15 protein-coding genes are annotated in these 15,606 nt (G+C 65.3%); 14 read left to right on the top strand and 1 reads right to left on the bottom strand.

Annotation, left to right across the window (positions count from 1 at the left end):
* Positions 1 to 29: 29 nt before the first annotated feature.
* From GRI48_RS11100 to GRI48_RS11080, 5 genes are read left to right on the top strand one after another with little or no spacing between them, the layout of a single operon-like run.
* Positions 30 to 299, top strand: coding sequence for a BolA family protein (locus GRI48_RS11100; protein ID WP_160675974.1), 270 nt, complete (start codon positions 30 to 32; stop codon positions 297 to 299).
* Positions 286 to 741 (top strand): NUDIX hydrolase, encoded by a 456-nt coding sequence (locus GRI48_RS11095; RefSeq protein WP_160675971.1) that lies wholly within the window; start codon positions 286 to 288, stop codon positions 739 to 741. Before GRI48_RS11100 ends, GRI48_RS11095 begins: the two co-directional genes overlap by 14 nt.
* A complete protein-coding gene (locus GRI48_RS11090) occupies positions 738 to 1,622 on the top strand; it encodes a pirin family protein (protein WP_160675968.1) in 885 nt (294 codons plus the stop codon). Before GRI48_RS11095 ends, GRI48_RS11090 begins: the two co-directional genes overlap by 4 nt.
* Positions 1,619 to 2,428, top strand: coding sequence for an SDR family NAD(P)-dependent oxidoreductase (locus GRI48_RS11085; RefSeq protein ID WP_160675965.1), 810 nt, complete (start codon positions 1,619 to 1,621; stop codon positions 2,426 to 2,428). Before GRI48_RS11090 ends, GRI48_RS11085 begins: the two co-directional genes overlap by 4 nt.
* Entirely contained in the window at positions 2,425 to 3,321 is an 897-nt protein-coding gene (locus GRI48_RS11080; protein ID WP_160675962.1) for an alpha/beta fold hydrolase, read from the top strand. Before GRI48_RS11085 ends, GRI48_RS11080 begins: the two co-directional genes overlap by 4 nt.
* On the opposite strand, the gene GRI48_RS11075 is transcribed toward GRI48_RS11080, so the two are convergent.
* Positions 3,322 to 4,383 (bottom strand): DUF2332 domain-containing protein, encoded by a 1,062-nt coding sequence (locus GRI48_RS11075; RefSeq protein WP_237451913.1) that lies wholly within the window; start codon positions 4,381 to 4,383, stop codon positions 3,322 to 3,324. It abuts the gene before it with no gap.
* A gap of 70 nt (positions 4,384 to 4,453) precedes the next feature.
* Between GRI48_RS11075 and hisG the strand changes: the two genes are divergently transcribed.
* From hisG to GRI48_RS11030, 9 genes are all read left to right on the top strand, one after another.
* Positions 4,454 to 5,113 carry an ATP phosphoribosyltransferase gene (gene hisG / locus GRI48_RS11070; RefSeq protein WP_160675956.1) on the top strand — a complete coding sequence of 220 codons (660 nt, stop codon included), beginning with the start codon at positions 4,454 to 4,456 and terminating at the stop codon, positions 5,111 to 5,113.
* On the top strand, positions 5,113 to 6,408 hold the full coding sequence (gene hisD / locus GRI48_RS11065) for a histidinol dehydrogenase (protein WP_160675954.1): 1,296 nt from the start codon (positions 5,113 to 5,115) through the stop codon (positions 6,406 to 6,408). The genes hisG and hisD overlap by 1 nt, the downstream gene beginning before the upstream one ends.
* A complete protein-coding gene (gene nusB / locus GRI48_RS11060; RefSeq protein WP_160675951.1) occupies positions 6,405 to 6,863 on the top strand; it encodes a transcription antitermination factor NusB in 459 nt (152 codons plus the stop codon). Before hisD ends, nusB begins: the two co-directional genes overlap by 4 nt.
* Complete coding sequence (gene thiL, locus GRI48_RS11055; protein WP_160676390.1) at positions 6,860 to 7,735, top strand: thiamine-phosphate kinase; 876 nt, start codon at positions 6,860 to 6,862, stop codon at positions 7,733 to 7,735. The genes nusB and thiL overlap by 4 nt, the downstream gene beginning before the upstream one ends.
* 148 nt (positions 7,736 to 7,883) lie before the next feature.
* Positions 7,884 to 10,037, top strand: a complete 2,154-nt coding sequence (locus tag GRI48_RS11050; RefSeq protein WP_160675948.1) for a sodium-translocating pyrophosphatase — start codon at positions 7,884 to 7,886, stop codon at positions 10,035 to 10,037.
* 122 nt (positions 10,038 to 10,159) lie between these two features.
* Positions 10,160 to 11,083, top strand: coding sequence for an acyl-CoA thioesterase (locus GRI48_RS11045; protein ID WP_160675945.1), 924 nt, complete (start codon positions 10,160 to 10,162; stop codon positions 11,081 to 11,083).
* 39 nt (positions 11,084 to 11,122) lie between these two features.
* A complete protein-coding gene (locus GRI48_RS11040) occupies positions 11,123 to 11,809 on the top strand; it encodes a CDGSH iron-sulfur domain-containing protein (protein ID WP_202389320.1) in 687 nt (228 codons plus the stop codon).
* A gap of 63 nt (positions 11,810 to 11,872) precedes the next feature.
* A complete protein-coding gene (locus GRI48_RS11035; protein ID WP_160675942.1) occupies positions 11,873 to 13,339 on the top strand; it encodes a carotenoid oxygenase family protein in 1,467 nt (488 codons plus the stop codon).
* Positions 13,340 to 13,413: 74 nt separating this feature from the next.
* A complete protein-coding gene (locus GRI48_RS11030) occupies positions 13,414 to 15,018 on the top strand; it encodes a serine hydrolase (RefSeq protein ID WP_160675939.1) in 1,605 nt (534 codons plus the stop codon).
* Positions 15,019 to 15,606: the final 588 nt, after the last annotated feature.

Raw genomic sequence — 15,606 nt, 5'->3', positions numbered from 1 at the left:
ATGGAAAGCCCCAGCAGGAGATTCGACGCATGGCCGGACCGGTCCAGCAGGAAATGGAAGAATTGCTGCGCGAGGCCTTCGCGCCGACGCGGCTCGAAGTAATCAACGACAGTGCCATGCACCACGGACATTCGGGTGACGACGGCTCGGGCGAATCGCATTTCACCGTAGTGATCGAGGCACCACAATTCGCCGGGATGAACCGGCTGGCCCGACAGCGCGCGGTGATCGCCGCGCTCGGCGATATCGTCGGCGAGCGTGTTCACGCGGTAGCGATCAAGGCCGATGCACCAGCTTAACGCGGCTCTTCGCCTGCGCCGATCGGCACGGATCATCCTCGTCGACGCCGACATGCGCACCCTGATGTTCCGGTACGATGTCCCCGGTCGCCCGCCCTTCTGGGTCACGGCCGGAGGGGAGTGCGAGGCCGGCGAACGCTTCGAGGATGCGGCACGGCGCGAGCTTCTCGAGGAAACGGGCATCGGCGCAGAGCCGGGTCCGCAAATCGCCAGACTGACGCCCGAATACGTGACCGTTGAGGGTGAGCCCGTGCAGGGCGACGAGCGCTTCTACCTGGTCCGCGTCGAGAAACCGGTGATCGACACCGCGCTCCATACCGAGCAGGAAAGACGGCTGATGACGCAGCATCGCTGGTTCACGCTGAACGAACTTGCCGACTGGCACGAAGCACTCTTTCCGGACAACCTTGCCGACCTTGTCCGAGAGGAAATCGCCGCATGATCGAACAGACCATCACCCCCGTCACGCACGATCTCGGCCAGTTCCAGGTTCGCCGCGCGATTCCTTCCAAAGCGAGGACCATGGTCGGCCCCTTCATCTTCGTCGACCAGTTCGGGCCGGCACAACTCGACATCGGATCGGGCATGGACGTACGCCCCCATCCGCATATCAATCTCGCGACGGTGACCTGGCTGTTCGAGGGCGCGATTGACCACCGCGACAGCATCGGCAGTTTCTCGACGATCCGGCCGGGGCAGGTAAACCTGATGACCGCCGGGCGCGGGATCGTGCATTCCGAACGCTCGCCCGGAGCGGACCGGGCCAGCGGCCCCAGGCTCTACGGAATGCAGACCTGGCTCGCCCTGCCCGACGGGCGCGAGGAGATCGACCCGGCTTTCGAGGCGATTTCGGACTTGCCGGTCGTCGAGGACACTTGCGCCAAAGCTATCGTCATCATGGGCGAATTGTGGGGCAAGCGCGCGCCCACCACCACGCATGCCGACACCATCTATGCCGAGATCGTGCTGGGCAGTGGCGGCGCGCTGCCGATCGAGATCAGCGCCGACGAGCGTGCGGTCATGCTGGTCGGCGGCGAGGCAAGTATCGATGGCGAAGCGCTCGGCCTCTACGAGCTGACCGTGCTCGCGCCCGGACGCAACATGACGTTGTCGAGCGAGCGCGGTGGCCGGGTCATGCTGCTCGGCGGCGAAGCCTTCGCAACCAAGCGCCACGTGTGGTGGAACTTCGTCAGTTCCGACCGCGACCGCATCCGCCAGGCGCGCGAGGACTGGGAGGCACAGCGCTTCCCGACCGTGCCGGGCGACAGCGACGAACGTATCCCGCTGCCCGAGGGGCAGCCAAAAACGGTGAGCTATCCATGAGTTTCGAGAACAAGACCGTCTGGATCACGGGCGCATCCTCCGGCATCGGCGCCGCGCTGGCGCGCGAATTCGCATCGCGCGGCGCGCACCTGGTACTGTCTGGCCGTGACGAGGCGCGGCTGGCCGAAGTCGCGACGGATTGCGGCGAGACGCTGCTTCTGCCGTTCGACGTGCGCAACGACGATGCTCTGGCCGAAGCCACCGCCAAAGCCGCCGCGTGGAAAGGCGGCGTCGATGTCGCCATCGCCAATGCCGGCGTCTCGCAGCGCAGCCGTGCGCTCAAGACCGACATGCAGGTCTATCGCGACATCATCGACATCGACCTGACCGCGCAGATCGCCTTCGCACAAGGCCTGATCGGCCATATGACAGAGCGTGGCAGCGGCCATCTTGCCTTCATCAGCTCCATCGCCGGCAAGGTCGGCGTACCGATGCGCACCGCCTACTCCGCCGCCAAGTTCGGCCTTGCGGGCTATGGCGACGCGTTGCGCGCCGAGCTTTCGCAGACCGGCGTCCAGGTCCACGTGATCTATCCCGGCTCGATCGCGACCGACGTCAGCCGCAACGCGCTGACCGCGGGCGGAGAGAAGCGTGGCCGCAGCGACGAGGTCATCGACAACGGTATCGCGCCATCCGATGCTGCCCGGACCATGGTCGATGCCATGGCCGCGGGAACGCGCGAGATCATCGTCGCCGAAGGAGGCGAACTGGCGATGGGCGAAGCGCGCCGGACGCCCGATGCACTGTTCGACCAGGTCGCCGCGATGGTCGAGCGCGGGTACATGGACAAGATGGAAGCCGAGTGACCGGTTTTGCGCAGACGCGGGTCGCCCTCGGCAACGGGATCGAGCTCGATTGCGTCGACGAAGGACCGCGCGACGCGCCGGTACTCATCTTCCTGCACGGCTTTCCCGAAAGCCATCGCACTTGGCGGCATCAGGTCGCGCATCTTCGCGATCGCTATCGCTGCATCGCGCCCGACCAGCGTGGCTATCGCGGATCGTCGAAGCCGGAAGGCGCGGAACACTATACGCCCGACAAGCTGATCGGCGACGTGTTCCTGCTCGCCGATGCGCTGGGAATCGAGCGCTTCTCGATCGTCGGCCACGACTGGGGTGGCGCGCTTGCCTGGGGCGTGGCGATGAGGGGGCAAGGCGAGCGGGTCGACCGGGCGATCCTGGCGAACGCCGCCCATCCGGTGCTCTATTCGAAGCTGCTGTGGACCGACGCGCATCAGCGCGCGATGGGCCAGTACATGCGCCTGTATCGCGACACCTCGCGCGATGCGGAAATTCGCGAGAAGGGCCTGAGCGTGCTGCTCGACGGGAGCGGCAACGGCGCATTGCCCGACGATCCGGACGAGCGCGCGGCCGTCCTTTCCGACTGGTCCGATGGCGAGGCCGCGATCGCCATGCTCAACTGGTATCGCGCGACACCGCTGTCCGTCCCGCCGCCCGACGCGCCGCTGGAGATTCCGCCTGATGCAAAGATCCCGCGCGTTCCGAAACTGACCATCCCGACGCTGGTGGTCTGGGCGATGGACGACCATGCGCTCAGCCCCAAGCTGATCGAAGGGCTCGACGAGCATGTCGCCGACCTGACGCTCGTGAAGATACCCGGCTGCGGCCATTTCCTGACCTGGCAGGCGCCGGATCGGGTCAATTCGGCGATCGACGATTTCCTCGCGCGGACGGACTGACTAGCCCGCGATCCACTCGATTTCCGCGCCATGCGGATGCGACCAGGCAAGCTGCGTCTCTTCCTCGCCGCCGGGCCAGTACCGGACCTTGAGCATGTGGCGGTGGACCGTCCTGTCGGCCTCGACCTTGACCCATGCCAGCGGCTTCTCCGCCGTCGCCTTCGCCCCGCCGGCCTCCATAGCGGCAGTGATCCGCTGCTGCTGGTCCTCCGGGACGTATTGCCAAACGATCGAGTGCATCAGCAACCGCGTGACGCCTTCGTCCTGCGGTTGCTGCAATTCCTGCTCGACGAAATCGGCCGCGTTCATCTTCACCAGGTCGGGCGCACGGTCCTTTGCCGCCCGGATCGCTGCCTCCATCCGGTCGAACCGCACGGTGTGCTCGGGCCAGATATACGCCTTGAGCCGCAGCGCCTCGCGGGCGTCGGTCAGGTCGACCGGCGCGATATCGCAACCCCTGGTCGAGACGATTTCGATCGCTTGCGAAGGAGGCGGCGGCCCCTTCCACTCCGGATCGAAGCGCATGACCGGTACCGGGAGACCGACGTTCACTCCGCCCAGGCTGTAGCCATAGCGATCGAGCATCAGGTTGATCCCGGCGCTAGACCCGATCTCGAGGCATTCGAACTTCGCTGGCAGCCCCTCTGCGGCCAGCCACAGCATCGCCGCGATGAAATTGGAAGAGCGCCCCGCCTCGTTGGTTTGCGGCGGCCCGTCTAGCCACGGCATGAGCTGCGCTTCGTGAGCGATCATCAGCTCGGTCAGGATCGCCTGATCGTCGGCTGGAATGCCGCGATAGATGGGCATGAGTTCCGGCGCCTCGCCGGACAGGTGCAGCGAATGGATGCCGCCCGTTATCCGGAGCGGCAGCGCGTCTGCCGACGGGGCGCCCTGCCACTGGCGGATACGTTCGAGCAGGGCGTTGCTGGTGTCGCTTTCGAGGACGCTCAGTATCGCCTCGACGACTCTGGCGGTCGTCTCCGCACCGGCATGCTGGCAATAGGCCACCTGGTTGAGAAAGGCCTTGCGAACCATGCCCTCACCCTTCTGGTGCATGTCCATCAGTACGTATCCTGGCCGGTCACCCATTAGCGTTGCCCTTTCCGCCCTCAGCACCTAGATGCGCGGCGCAATGAGCGCAAAGCAATTGACCTTCGCCGTTCCCAAGGGCCGCATTCTGGACGAGGCGCTGCCGGTGATGGCGCGCGCCGGTATCGAACCCGAAGCCGGTTTCCACGACAAGTCCAACCGCGCCCTCTCCTTCGGCACGAACCGCGCCGACATGCGGATTATCCGGGTGCGGGCATTCGACGTCGCCACTTTCGTCGCGCACGGCGCGGCCCAGATCGGCATCGTCGGTTCCGACGTAGTCGAGGAATTCGACTATTCGGACCTCTACGCCCCGGTCGATCTCGACATCGGTCATTGCCGCCTGTCGGTCGCCGAGCCGGCGCAGGGCGCGGATGCGATCGACGGCGCGAGCCACCTGCGCGTCGCGACCAAATATCCCAACCTGACCCGCCGCCATTTCGAGGAACGCGGCATCCAGGCCGAATGCGTCAAGCTGAACGGCGCGATGGAGCTGGCTCCCAGCCTCGGGCTGTCGGGCCGGATCGTCGACCTCGTCTCGACCGGACAGACCCTCAGGGACAACGGCCTGGTCGAAACGTCGCGCATTCTCGACATCTCCGCGCGCCTGATCGTCAATCGCGCGGCGCTCAAGACCGATCCGCGCGTCGGCGAACTGGTCGAGGCATTCCGTGCCGACGCAGCCAGGCGGCAGGCCGCCTGATGCAGATCCTGCGCGCCAAAGACGAGGGCTTCGAAGCCAAGTTCAGGAAGCTCGTCAACTCGCGTCGCGACAGCGATCCGGGCGTCGCCCGCGATGTCGCGGGGATCATTGCCGAGGTCCGCGCACGCGGCGACAAGGCACTGGTCGACTATTCGATGCGCTTCGACGACCACCGCCTCGCGCCCGATGGCGGCGACGGCTGGTCGATTTCGCTCGATGAATGCAAGGCCGCCTACGACGCGCTGGAGACCGACCTGCGCGACGCGCTGGAACTCGCGGCCAGCCGCATCCGCGCCTATCACGAAGCGCAGCTGCCGACGGATCGCGACTATCGCGACGATGCCGGAATTCGGCTTGGCGCGCGGTGGAACGCGGTCGAAGCTGCCGGCCTCTACGTGCCCGGCGGGCGCGCCGCCTATCCCTCTTCCCTGCTGATGAACGCCATCCCCGCCAAGGTTGCGGGGGTCGAGCGGATTGCGGTCGTCACGCCGACCCGCAAGGGCGAAAGCAATCCGCTGGTGCTGGCCGCGGCTCATATCGCCGGGGTCGACGAGATCTGGCGCATCGGCGGTGCGCACGCCGTGGCCGCGCTCGCCTACGGCACGAACACGATCCGGCCGGTCGACGTCGTCACCGGTCCCGGCAATGCCTGGGTCGCAGAAGCCAAGCGTCAGCTTTACGGCGTGGTCGGCATCGACATGGTCGCCGGGCCAAGCGAGATCCTGGTGATCGCCGACGGGCAGAACGATCCCGACTGGATCGCCGCCGACCTGCTCAGCCAGGCGGAGCACGACCCGTCCTCGCAATCGATCCTCATTACGGACGACGAGGAATTCGCGATGCAGGTCGGTGACTGCATCGACCTGCAATGCGCGCAGCTTTCCACCGCGAAGACCGCCCGGGCAAGCATCGACGCCCATGGCGCAATGATCATCGTCGATGACCTGAACGATGCGGTGCCGCTCGCCAACCGGCTCGCCGCCGAGCATGTCGAGCTGGCTGTCGCGGATCCCGAGCCGCTGTTCGGGCGCATCAAGCATGCCGGCAGCGTTTTCCTCGGCCGGATGACGCCGGAGGCCGTGGGAGACTACGTCGCCGGGCCCAATCACGTGCTACCCACCGGGCGGCGCGCTCGCTTCAGCAGCGGGCTGTCGGTGCTCGATTTCATGAAGCGCACGAGTTTCATCGAGGTCGGCGATGCCGGTCTCGGCGCGATCGGCCCGGCTGCGGCCGCGCTCGCCCATGCCGAAGGGCTTCCGGCCCACGCCCGCTCGATCGAGGAACGCCTCAAGTGACCAGACCTTCGCCTTCCCCGCGCGCCCAGGCCCGCTCCGCTGCCCGGCTCGCCGCCGTCCAGGCGCTGTACCAGCAGTCGATGGAGAAGACCGCGCTGGCGCGCCTGCTCAACGAGTTTCACCAGCACCGGCTTGGTCAGGTGATCGAGGACGAGCATTACGCCGATGCCGAGATCGATTTCTTCGACGACGTGGTCGGCGGTGTCGATGCCCGGCGCGACGAGCTTGACGAGATCATTTCCGGCAAGCTCGCCGACGGATGGAAGATCTCGCGGCTCGACAAGACGATGCTGCAGGTCCTGCGGGCCGGAACCTACGAACTGGTCGCCCGCCCCGACGTCCCGATCGGCACGGTGATCAGCGAGTACGTCGACGTCGCCAAGGCCTTCTTCGACGACCGCGAGGCCAAGTTCGTCAATGGCGTGCTCGACGCGGTGTCGAAACAGGTGCGCTGATCGACGAAGGCGCATTCATCGCGGCGCTGCGCACCCTGCCGCTCCACGCGGGCGCGCGCGGACTTCGTGACGATGCCGCGATCCTGGAAATCGGCGACGAGACGCTGATCCTGACGCATGATGCCATGATCGAAGGGCGGCACTGGCTGCCCGGGCAGGACATGGCGGACATCGCGTGGAAGCTCGTGGCGGTCAACCTGTCCGACCTTGCGGCGAAGGGTGCCGAGCCCGTCGGCATATTGCTGGGGCATACGCTCGGTGACGGGGACGATCGCTTCCTCGAAGGCTTGCACGAGGTGCTGACCCATTACGGTGTGAAACTGCTAGGCGGGGATACGGTGGCAGGCGACGGCGCGCGGACGCTCGGCTGCACCGCCATCGGTCGTGCGACCCACAGGCCGGTCCCGGCCCGCAGGGGTGCCCGTAGCGGTGACGCGATCTACGTCACAGGTCCGGTCGGTGCGGCCATGTTGGGATTCGAAGCCCTGCGCGATGGCAATGCGAAGGACAGCACGGCCTACCGCCGACCCGCGCCGCTCCTCGCCGAAGGCAGGGCGCTGGCGCCGCACGTCACGGCGATGATGGACATATCCGACGGGCTGTTGCTCGATTGCTGGCGGATGGCGAGCGCGGGCGATGGCATCGCTTTCGAGATCGACAGCGCGCGCGTATCGGTGGCCGATCCCTCGCGCAGGGGAGAATGCATGCGCTGGGGCGACGATTACCAGTTGCTGTTCACAGCCGATCCGCGGACCCGGCTGCCTGTTCCGGCGACGCGCATAGGCATGGTGAGCAATGCCGATCTCTCCCCGCTGCGCTTGGACGGGAAAATCCTCACGCCCTTGGACAGCATCGGCTATCAGCACGGATAGCCGCCGGAGCCTGCGGAAAACCGCCGACATCCGCGATTTGCTCTCACTTTACCCCCTTGCCTCGCCTGCCGTGGCACGATAGCCCCCTGCCCCAACGGCCCGGCATTCGACACGGGCTTGAATATCCACATCAGGAGGGGAGTCTTTCGTGGACCTTGTTCTCATATCCATCGTGCTGGGATTGCTAGCCGTCGTGTACGGCTTCGTGACTAGCCGCCAGGTTCTCGGCGCAGGCGCCGGGAACGAGAAAATGCAGGAAATCGCCGCGGCCATCCAGGAAGGCGCGCAAGCCTACCTCAGCCGCCAGTACACCACCATCGGCATCGTCGGCGTCGTCGTCGCGGCGCTGGTGTTCGTGTTTCTCGGCATCATCCCGACTATCGGATTCCTGATCGGCGCAGTCCTGTCGGGCGTTGCCGGCTTCATCGGCATGAACATCTCGGTCCGCTCCAATGTGCGCACCGCGGCTGCCGCGCAAAGCGGGTTGCAGCAGGGGCTGACGATCGCCTTTCGTGCAGGCGCCATCACCGGCATGCTGGTGGCCGGCCTTGCCCTGCTCGCGATCGCAGTGTTCTTCTGGTACCTGACCGGCCCCGCGGGCTACGCCCCGAACGATCGCCACGTCATCGACGGTCTTGTCGGCCTCGCCTTCGGCGCTTCGCTGATCTCGATCTTCGCGCGTCTCGGCGGCGGCATCTTCACCAAGGCGGCCGACGTCGGCGCCGACCTCGTCGGCAAGGTCGAGGCGGGCATCCCCGAAGACGATCCGCGCAACCCCGCCGTGATCGCCGACAACGTGGGCGATAACGTGGGCGACTGCGCCGGCATGGCTGCCGACCTGTTCGAAACCTACGTCGTCACCGTCGGTGCAACGATGGTGCTGACCGCACTGCTGTTCGGGGAACGTCTCGGCGAACTGCTGATGCCGATGATGGCATTGCCGTTGCTGATCGGCGGCGCGTGCATCGTCACCTCGATCATCGGTACCTATGCGGTGAAGCTCGGCAAGGGCAGCACCAATGTCATGGGCGCGATGTACAAGGGCTTCATCCTGACGGCGCTGCTCTCGATCCCGCTGATCTGGTTCGTGACCGATTATGCCATCGGTATCGACACCGTCATCGGCGGGGCACCGGCTGGCGTCGATCCGGGCGCCCCGCTGTCCGAAGAAGGCATGACCGAACAGGTCATGAGCTTCAACGGCTGGGACCTGTTCTGGTGCTCCGTGCTCGGCCTTGCGATCACCTTCCTGATCATCCTGATCACCGAGTACTACACCGGCACGAAGTATCGTCCGGTGCGTTCGATCGCGAAGGCTTCGGAAACCGGTCACGGCACCAACGTCATCCAGGGTCTGGCGATCTCGCTCGAGGCAACCGCCCTGCCCACGCTGGTCATCGTTGGCGGCATCATCATCGCCTTCCAGTTCGCAGGTCTCATCGGGATCGCTTATGCCGCGACCTCGATGCTCGCGCTGGCCGGCGTGGTCGTGGCGCTCGACGCCTACGGCCCGGTGACCGACAATGCGGGCGGCATCGCGGAGATGGCGGGTCTCGACGAGAGCGTTCGCGAGAAGACCGACCTTCTCGACGCCGTCGGCAACACGACCAAGGCGGTTACCAAGGGTTATGCGATCGGATCGGCGGGCCTTGCCGCGCTGGTCCTGTTCGCCGCCTACACCACCGACCTTGCCGAGTTCTTCCCGAACGCGGACGTCGATTTCAGCCTCGAGAACCCATACGTCATTGTCGGGCTGCTGCTCGGCGCGCTGCTCCCGTACCTGTTCGGTGCGATGGGCATGACGGCGGTGGGACGCGCGGCTGGCGACGTGGTCAAGGACGTGCGAGCGCAGTTCAAGGAAAAGCCGGGCATCATGGATTATTCCGAGAAGCCCGACTACGCGCGCACGGTCGACCTGGTCACCAAGGCGGCGATCAAGGAAATGATCGTTCCGTCGCTGCTGCCGGTGCTGGCCCCGATCGTGGTCTACTTCGTCATCACGCTGATCGCGGGCCAGGAAAACGGCTTCGCGGCGCTCGGCGCACTGCTGCTCGGCGTCATCGTCGGCGGTCTCTTCGTGGCGCTTTCCATGACCGCCGGCGGCGGCGCATGGGACAATGCGAAGAAGTACATCGAGGATGGCAATCACGGCGGCAAGGGCTCGGACGCCCACCACGCCGCGGTGACGGGCGACACGGTCGGCGATCCGTACAAGGACACCGCCGGTCCGGCCGTCAACCCGATGATCAAGATCACCAACATCGTGGCGCTGCTGCTGCTCGCGGCGCTTGCCGCGGGCTGAAGCTGCCCTCATCGAAAGGGAAACCCCGTCCGGAGTGATCCGGGCGGGGTTTTCTTTTCCTTTCCCGCACAACACGTGCTCTTGATTGACGTTTGCGTAAGGGTGACGCATGGCCGTGCGCCATGAGCGACAGCATCCCTCCCGAAAAACTGGTCGACCATCTCGTCGATCTCCTGACCGTAGAACGCACGGACGAGGCCAAGTTCGTCGGCAAGCCCCAGAAGGACGGGATCGGCAGGGTTTTTGGCGGACAGGTCATCGCCCAGGCCTTGCAGGCGGCGCAGGTCAGCGTCGGTGACAGCAAGACGGCGCACTCGCTCCACGCCTATTTCCTGCGCGGCGGCGAAGAAGGGCCGGAGATCACCTACGACGTCGCGACCGATTTCGACGGTCGCAGCTTCGCCAACCGTCGGGTCGTCGCCAGCCAGCTCGATGCCGATGGCAGCAAGCGGCCGATCCTCAACCTGACCGCCAGCTTCCAGACCCCCGAACCTGGCCTTGAACACGACGAGTACGAGATGCCCGACGTGCCCGGGCCCGACGCGCTGGAATCGGATGCTCAGGTGCGCCAGAAGATCGTCGAACGTGCAGGTGACCGGATGGGCGCAGCGCAGAAGGCGACGGTCACGCGCCCTCGCCCGATCGAGATCCGCACTGCCGGACGGTTGCACTGGATGAACAGCGAACCGAGCGAGCCGGAAGCCTACAGCTGGTTTCGCGCGGTCGCCCCCCTGCCCGACGATCCGGCATTGCACCGCGCGGTCATCGCCTACGCCAGCGACTTCACCCTGCTCGGGACCAGTGCCCTGCCGCACGGCCTCTCGTGGATGCGCGGCGAACTGGTCGGCGCCAGTCTCGACCACGCCCTCTGGTTCCATCGCGAAGCGCGGGCCGACGAGTGGCTGCTGTATGCCACGGACAGCCCGTGGAGCGGCGGCGGCCGCGGCTTCAATCGCGGCCGGATCTTCAACCAGCAGGGCGAACTCGTCGCCAGCGTCGCCCAGGAAGGCATGATGCGCAAGCGGGTGAAGAAGCCGAAAAACTGACGCGCGGAACCGCCTGCCCTTGTCCGATGTTTCAAGGACATGGCAGACGAACGCAGCATCAGCATCACCGAAGACGGCCCCTATGTCGTCACCGGCTCCATCCCGCTTCGCGAGCAGAGCATCGCGGTCAACGAGACCGGCGAAAGCATCGAGTGGCAGCCGACCAAGACCTATCCCGCGAAGAAGAAATACGCGCTGTGCCGCTGTGGGCAGTCGGCAAACAAGCCTTACTGCGACAACAGCCACGCCGACGAGGGGTTCGAAGGGCTCGAAACGGCCAGCATGAAGCCCTATGCCGAGCAGGCCAAGGTGCTCGACGGGCCCCGTTTCAAGCTGATGGACCAGGAAGACCTGTGCGCCCTCGCCCGCTTCTGCGACACACACCAGACGGTCTGGGACGAAGTCGAGAAGACCGACGATCCCGAAGTCGCGGCGATCTTTCTCGACCAGATCAAGGACTGCGTCTCAGGGCGCCTCGTGGCGATCGACACTGCCACGGGCGAGCCGATCGAAGCGCCGCGCGAACAGCAGATCAGCACCACGCAGGACCCGGCCGAACAATGTTCCGGCCCGCTCTACGTCGAGGGGGGCATTCGCCTCATCTCCGCCGACGGGAAGGAGTACGAACGGCGCAGCCGCATGGCGCTCTGCCGGTGCGGGGCAAGCGGCAACAAGCCGTTCTGCGACGGCACGCATGTAAAGATCGGCTTTTCCGACAAGGAGTGAGCAGCCAGCAGGCTTGCGTCCGCCATCTCTCGCGCTACCCTCTCCCATCGAGAGGGAACGCCGATGCAGATCACCCGCCAGCCGCCGCTGCGCCACACGCTCGAACCGTCCAACCACCCCTATCTTTCGGGTGCCTGGACACCTTGCCACGAGGAAGTGGACGTCGATGAGCTCGAGGTGATCGCGGGGGAGATCCCGCGCGATATCGACGGCGTATACCTCCGCAACACGGAGAACCAGGTTCACCAGCCGCTCGGGCGCCACCATCCTTTCGATGGCGATGCCATGATCCATCAGGTCAGCATCTCGGGCGGCAAGGCGAGCTATCGCAATCGCTACGTGCGGACCTATTGCTTCGAGGCCGAACAGATCGCGGGCGGTTCGCTGTGGGGCGGATTGATGGACCCGGCGGGCACATCGAAGCGACCCGGTTTCGGCGCTCACGGCGGCCTCAAGGACACCGGGAGCACCGACATCATCGTCCACGCCGGCGTAGCCTACGCGACCTTCTACCAGTGCGGCGAAGCGTGGATGGTCGATCCTGAAACGCTGGAGAATCTCGGCAAGGCGCCGTGGGGGCCGCTGGACGGCGTGTCGGCCCATCCCAAGGTCGACGAAGAGACCGGCGAGCTGATGTTCTTCAACTATTCGAAGCACGCGCCTTTCATGCATTACGGCGTCGTCGACCGCGCCGGAAAGCTGGCCCATTACATTCCCGTCGCGCTCCCCGGTCCGCGCCTGCCGCACGACATGGCGATCACGAAGAACTGGTCGATCCTCAACGACATGCCGCTATTCTGGGACGAGAAGCTGCTCGGGCGCGACATCCACGCCGCGCGGCTGCACGAAGGCCTTCCGACGCGTTTTGCGCTGATCCCGCGCCATGGGCAGCCGGAGGACATCCGCTGGTTCGAGGCCGAGCCGACTTTCGTTCTCCACTGGACGAATGCGTGGGAGGAGGACGGGGAAATCGTGCTCGAGGGATATCACCAGACGAACCCGATGCCGGAGCCGCTCGAGGAGTTCGGCCAGTATGCGCACATGATGGCCTATGTGGACGAGCACAGCTTCGGCTGCCGGCTTCACCGCTGGCGCTTCGACCTCGCCAGCGGCAAAACGAGGGAAGAGCGTCTCTCGGACCGCATCGTGGAATTCGGCACGATCAATCCGGACTACGCGATGAAGCCATCGCGCTATGTCTGGTCGACCACAACGAAACCCGGCTGGTTCCTGTTCAACGGCTACGTCCGGCACGACACGCAGACCGGCGAGGAACAGGTCTACACGCTGCCCGACGGCGTGTATGCCAGCGAAACCCCGGTCATTCCGAAGAAGGGCGCGACGCAGGAGGATGCAGCCTATCTCGTCACCTTCCTGATCGACGAGAACCGCAACGCCAGCGAATGCGCGATCCTGGATGCCGGTGACATCGCGAAGGGCCCGGTCTGCCGCCTCGCGCTGCCGCACAAGATCTGTTCGGGCACCCACGCGACCTGGGTCGAGCGCGCGATGCTGCGGCAAACCGGCTGACACCGCTGCTATTGCCTGTTGCAGAGCGGGGTTCCGGCAGCGTAGCAGACTGCCCGAAACAGGAGACTTCCCGCATGATCCTCGCCCGCACCGCAGCGCTGCTGCTCGTCTCGACCTCGCTCGGCGCGTGCGCGCACGCACAGGCAGAAACTCCGGTCCAGTCCGCGCCGATCGCCGCTCAGGCTGCAGCCGCTACGGATTACGACGCCGCCCTCGCCCGTACGAGCGAAGCCTTCGATACGACCGGCTTCGTCGCCGCGGTCTCAAGGGACGGCGCGATCGTCTACCAGGGGGCGACCGGCCTGGCCGAGGAAGGGACCACCCGCCCGGTCACGCAGGACATGCTGTTCCCGATCGCGAGCATTTCCAAGGCCTTCACCACCACCGCGCTCGCCATGCTGGTCGACCAGGGCAAGGTCGACTGGGACGCGCCGGTGCAGACCTACATTCCCGAATTCCGCATGTGGGACCCGTGGGTGAGCGAGCATTTCACCGTGCGCGACGCGTTGACGCACCGGTCGGGCCTGCCGCTCGGCGCCGGCGACCTGCTGATCTGGCCGGACGGCGATGCCGAACCCGAAGACGTCATCAAGGCGCTGCCCTATCTGCGGCCGACCAGCGGCTTCCGCGCCGAATACGCCTACGACAACCTGCTCTACATCGTCGCGGGCGAGATCGTGGAGCGCGTTTCCGGCAAGAGCTGGGCGGATTTCGTAACCGACGAGATCCTGGTTCCGGTCGGGATGCAGCCCTGCGCCGCGGACAAGAGCAGGATTGCCGCAGGCGTTCCTTATGTCACGGGACACGAGCGCGCGGCAGGAGCCGACGCCGGCGTGCCGGTGGGCGAGGAGCTTGCCTTCTCGACGACTTGGAACGCGGCCGGCGGCATCTGGTGCAACACCGACGGGATGATGAAATGGGGCCAGTTCTGGCTCGACGGCGGCGTGACGGCGGACGGCAAGCGGCTGCTCAGTGAAAAGCAGGTGGCCGAAGTCTGGAAGGGCGTCACCCCGACCAGCGTCAGCGGCGGGCTGAAGCGGGCGGGCGCATCGCATATCTCGGCCTATGCGCTGGGCTGGAGCACGCAGGACTTCCTCGGCAAGCTGCTGGTCAGCCACGGCGGCGGGGCACCGGGTGTTGTCAGCAACTTCATGATCTTGCCGGAGGAAAAGCTGGTGCTTTTCAGCGCGACCAACGACTATCGCGGGGCACCGTCGACCTTCAATTTCCATGTCGCCAGCGCCATGCTCGGCCACCCGGAGAACGATTTCATCGGCGACTGGGGCGGAGCTTTCGCCAAGGCCGAGGCCGAAGGTACCAAGCTGCTTGCCGACAGCGCCGCTCCGCAGCCCGAAGGCCGGGCCGCGCCCAGCCTGCCACTATCGGCCTATGTCGGGACCTATCGCGATCCTTGGTACGGCGATGTGCGCATTCGCATGAACGATGCAGGCGGCCTGTTCATCGACATGGGGCGCAGCCAGATCCTCGACGGCGACCTGACGCATTACCAGGGCGATCGCTTCGCTGCCTTCTGGCCGGACAGTTCGCTGAAGGCCGATGCATTCGTCGACTTCGTGGTGCAGGACGGCAAGGTCACGGGCATGACGATGAAGGCGATCTCGGAACTGACGGACTTCAGCTACGACTTCCACGACCTCAAACTGGAGCGGGTGAAGTAGGCAGCGTGCAGGCGGCAAGTGCGATCAGGTTCGAATGTCTGCAATTGGGTGGTTTTGTGACGGTCGGCTTTTAGTCAAGGAAGCCTCAAAAAGCAGTCGCCTTATCATACCGCCCAAGTGGAGAGACAGCCTTGTCGGACCCACTTGCTCTCTATTCTCGAAAAATAGCATACCCCGCCGCCACCGAGCAACTCGCCACCGAGCCAGCCTCCGGACATAGCTGCTTGTCTCCCGTCCGACGAAATCCAGAATTCGTCGAAAGGAATGCCATTGGAGTGATGAAGCGTGACCCGCCCTCTTGGGCAACGGATTTGGGCTGGCAGCGCCTTAAACTCGTCATCGCCGACAATGGCGTTTAGACCAGCCGTTCTTTCGGGATTTTCTTCCCAAGAGACGGTCCCGAACGGCTGCCATTCAGCCTCGGCGGTCATTTCACAGATCGCTTCCATTTCTATCGGTGATAGAGCCAGAGACGACGGAACTGTGACGCATCCCGGTAATAGCCCGATGCTGGCAAAACGAGCAAACGTAAGATCACAGTCCTAATCTATGTTGTTTTGCGAATCATGGAAACGTCCGAAATGGGTC

Origin of the sequence: Qipengyuania oceanensis (genome assembly GCF_009827535.1) — a bacterium.
GTDB lineage: Bacteria > Pseudomonadota > Alphaproteobacteria > Sphingomonadales > Sphingomonadaceae > Qipengyuania_C > Qipengyuania_C oceanensis.
The sequence above is the reverse complement of the archived record's forward strand: the minus strand, read 5'-3'. Positions and strand labels throughout refer to the sequence as shown.

Coding starts and splice junctions, on each gene's coding strand:
- GRI48_RS11090 (WP_160675968.1), top strand. CDS start 738: ATGATCGAACAGACCATCACCCCCGTCACGCACGATCTCGGCCAGTTC.
- GRI48_RS11100 (WP_160675974.1), top strand. CDS start 30: ATGGCCGGACCGGTCCAGCAGGAAATGGAAGAATTGCTGCGCGAGGCC.
- hisD (WP_160675954.1), top strand. CDS start 5,113: ATGCAGATCCTGCGCGCCAAAGACGAGGGCTTCGAAGCCAAGTTCAGG.
- GRI48_RS11095 (WP_160675971.1), top strand. CDS start 286: ATGCACCAGCTTAACGCGGCTCTTCGCCTGCGCCGATCGGCACGGATC.
- GRI48_RS11040 (WP_202389320.1), top strand. CDS start 11,123: ATGGCAGACGAACGCAGCATCAGCATCACCGAAGACGGCCCCTATGTC.
- GRI48_RS11045 (WP_160675945.1), top strand. CDS start 10,160: ATGAGCGACAGCATCCCTCCCGAAAAACTGGTCGACCATCTCGTCGAT.
- GRI48_RS11030 (WP_160675939.1), top strand. CDS start 13,414: ATGATCCTCGCCCGCACCGCAGCGCTGCTGCTCGTCTCGACCTCGCTC.
- GRI48_RS11085 (WP_160675965.1), top strand. CDS start 1,619: ATGAGTTTCGAGAACAAGACCGTCTGGATCACGGGCGCATCCTCCGGC.
- GRI48_RS11035 (WP_160675942.1), top strand. CDS start 11,873: ATGCAGATCACCCGCCAGCCGCCGCTGCGCCACACGCTCGAACCGTCC.
- GRI48_RS11075 (WP_237451913.1), bottom strand. CDS start 4,383: ATGGACATGCACCAGAAGGGTGAGGGCATGGTTCGCAAGGCCTTTCTC.
- hisG (WP_160675956.1), top strand. CDS start 4,454: ATGAGCGCAAAGCAATTGACCTTCGCCGTTCCCAAGGGCCGCATTCTG.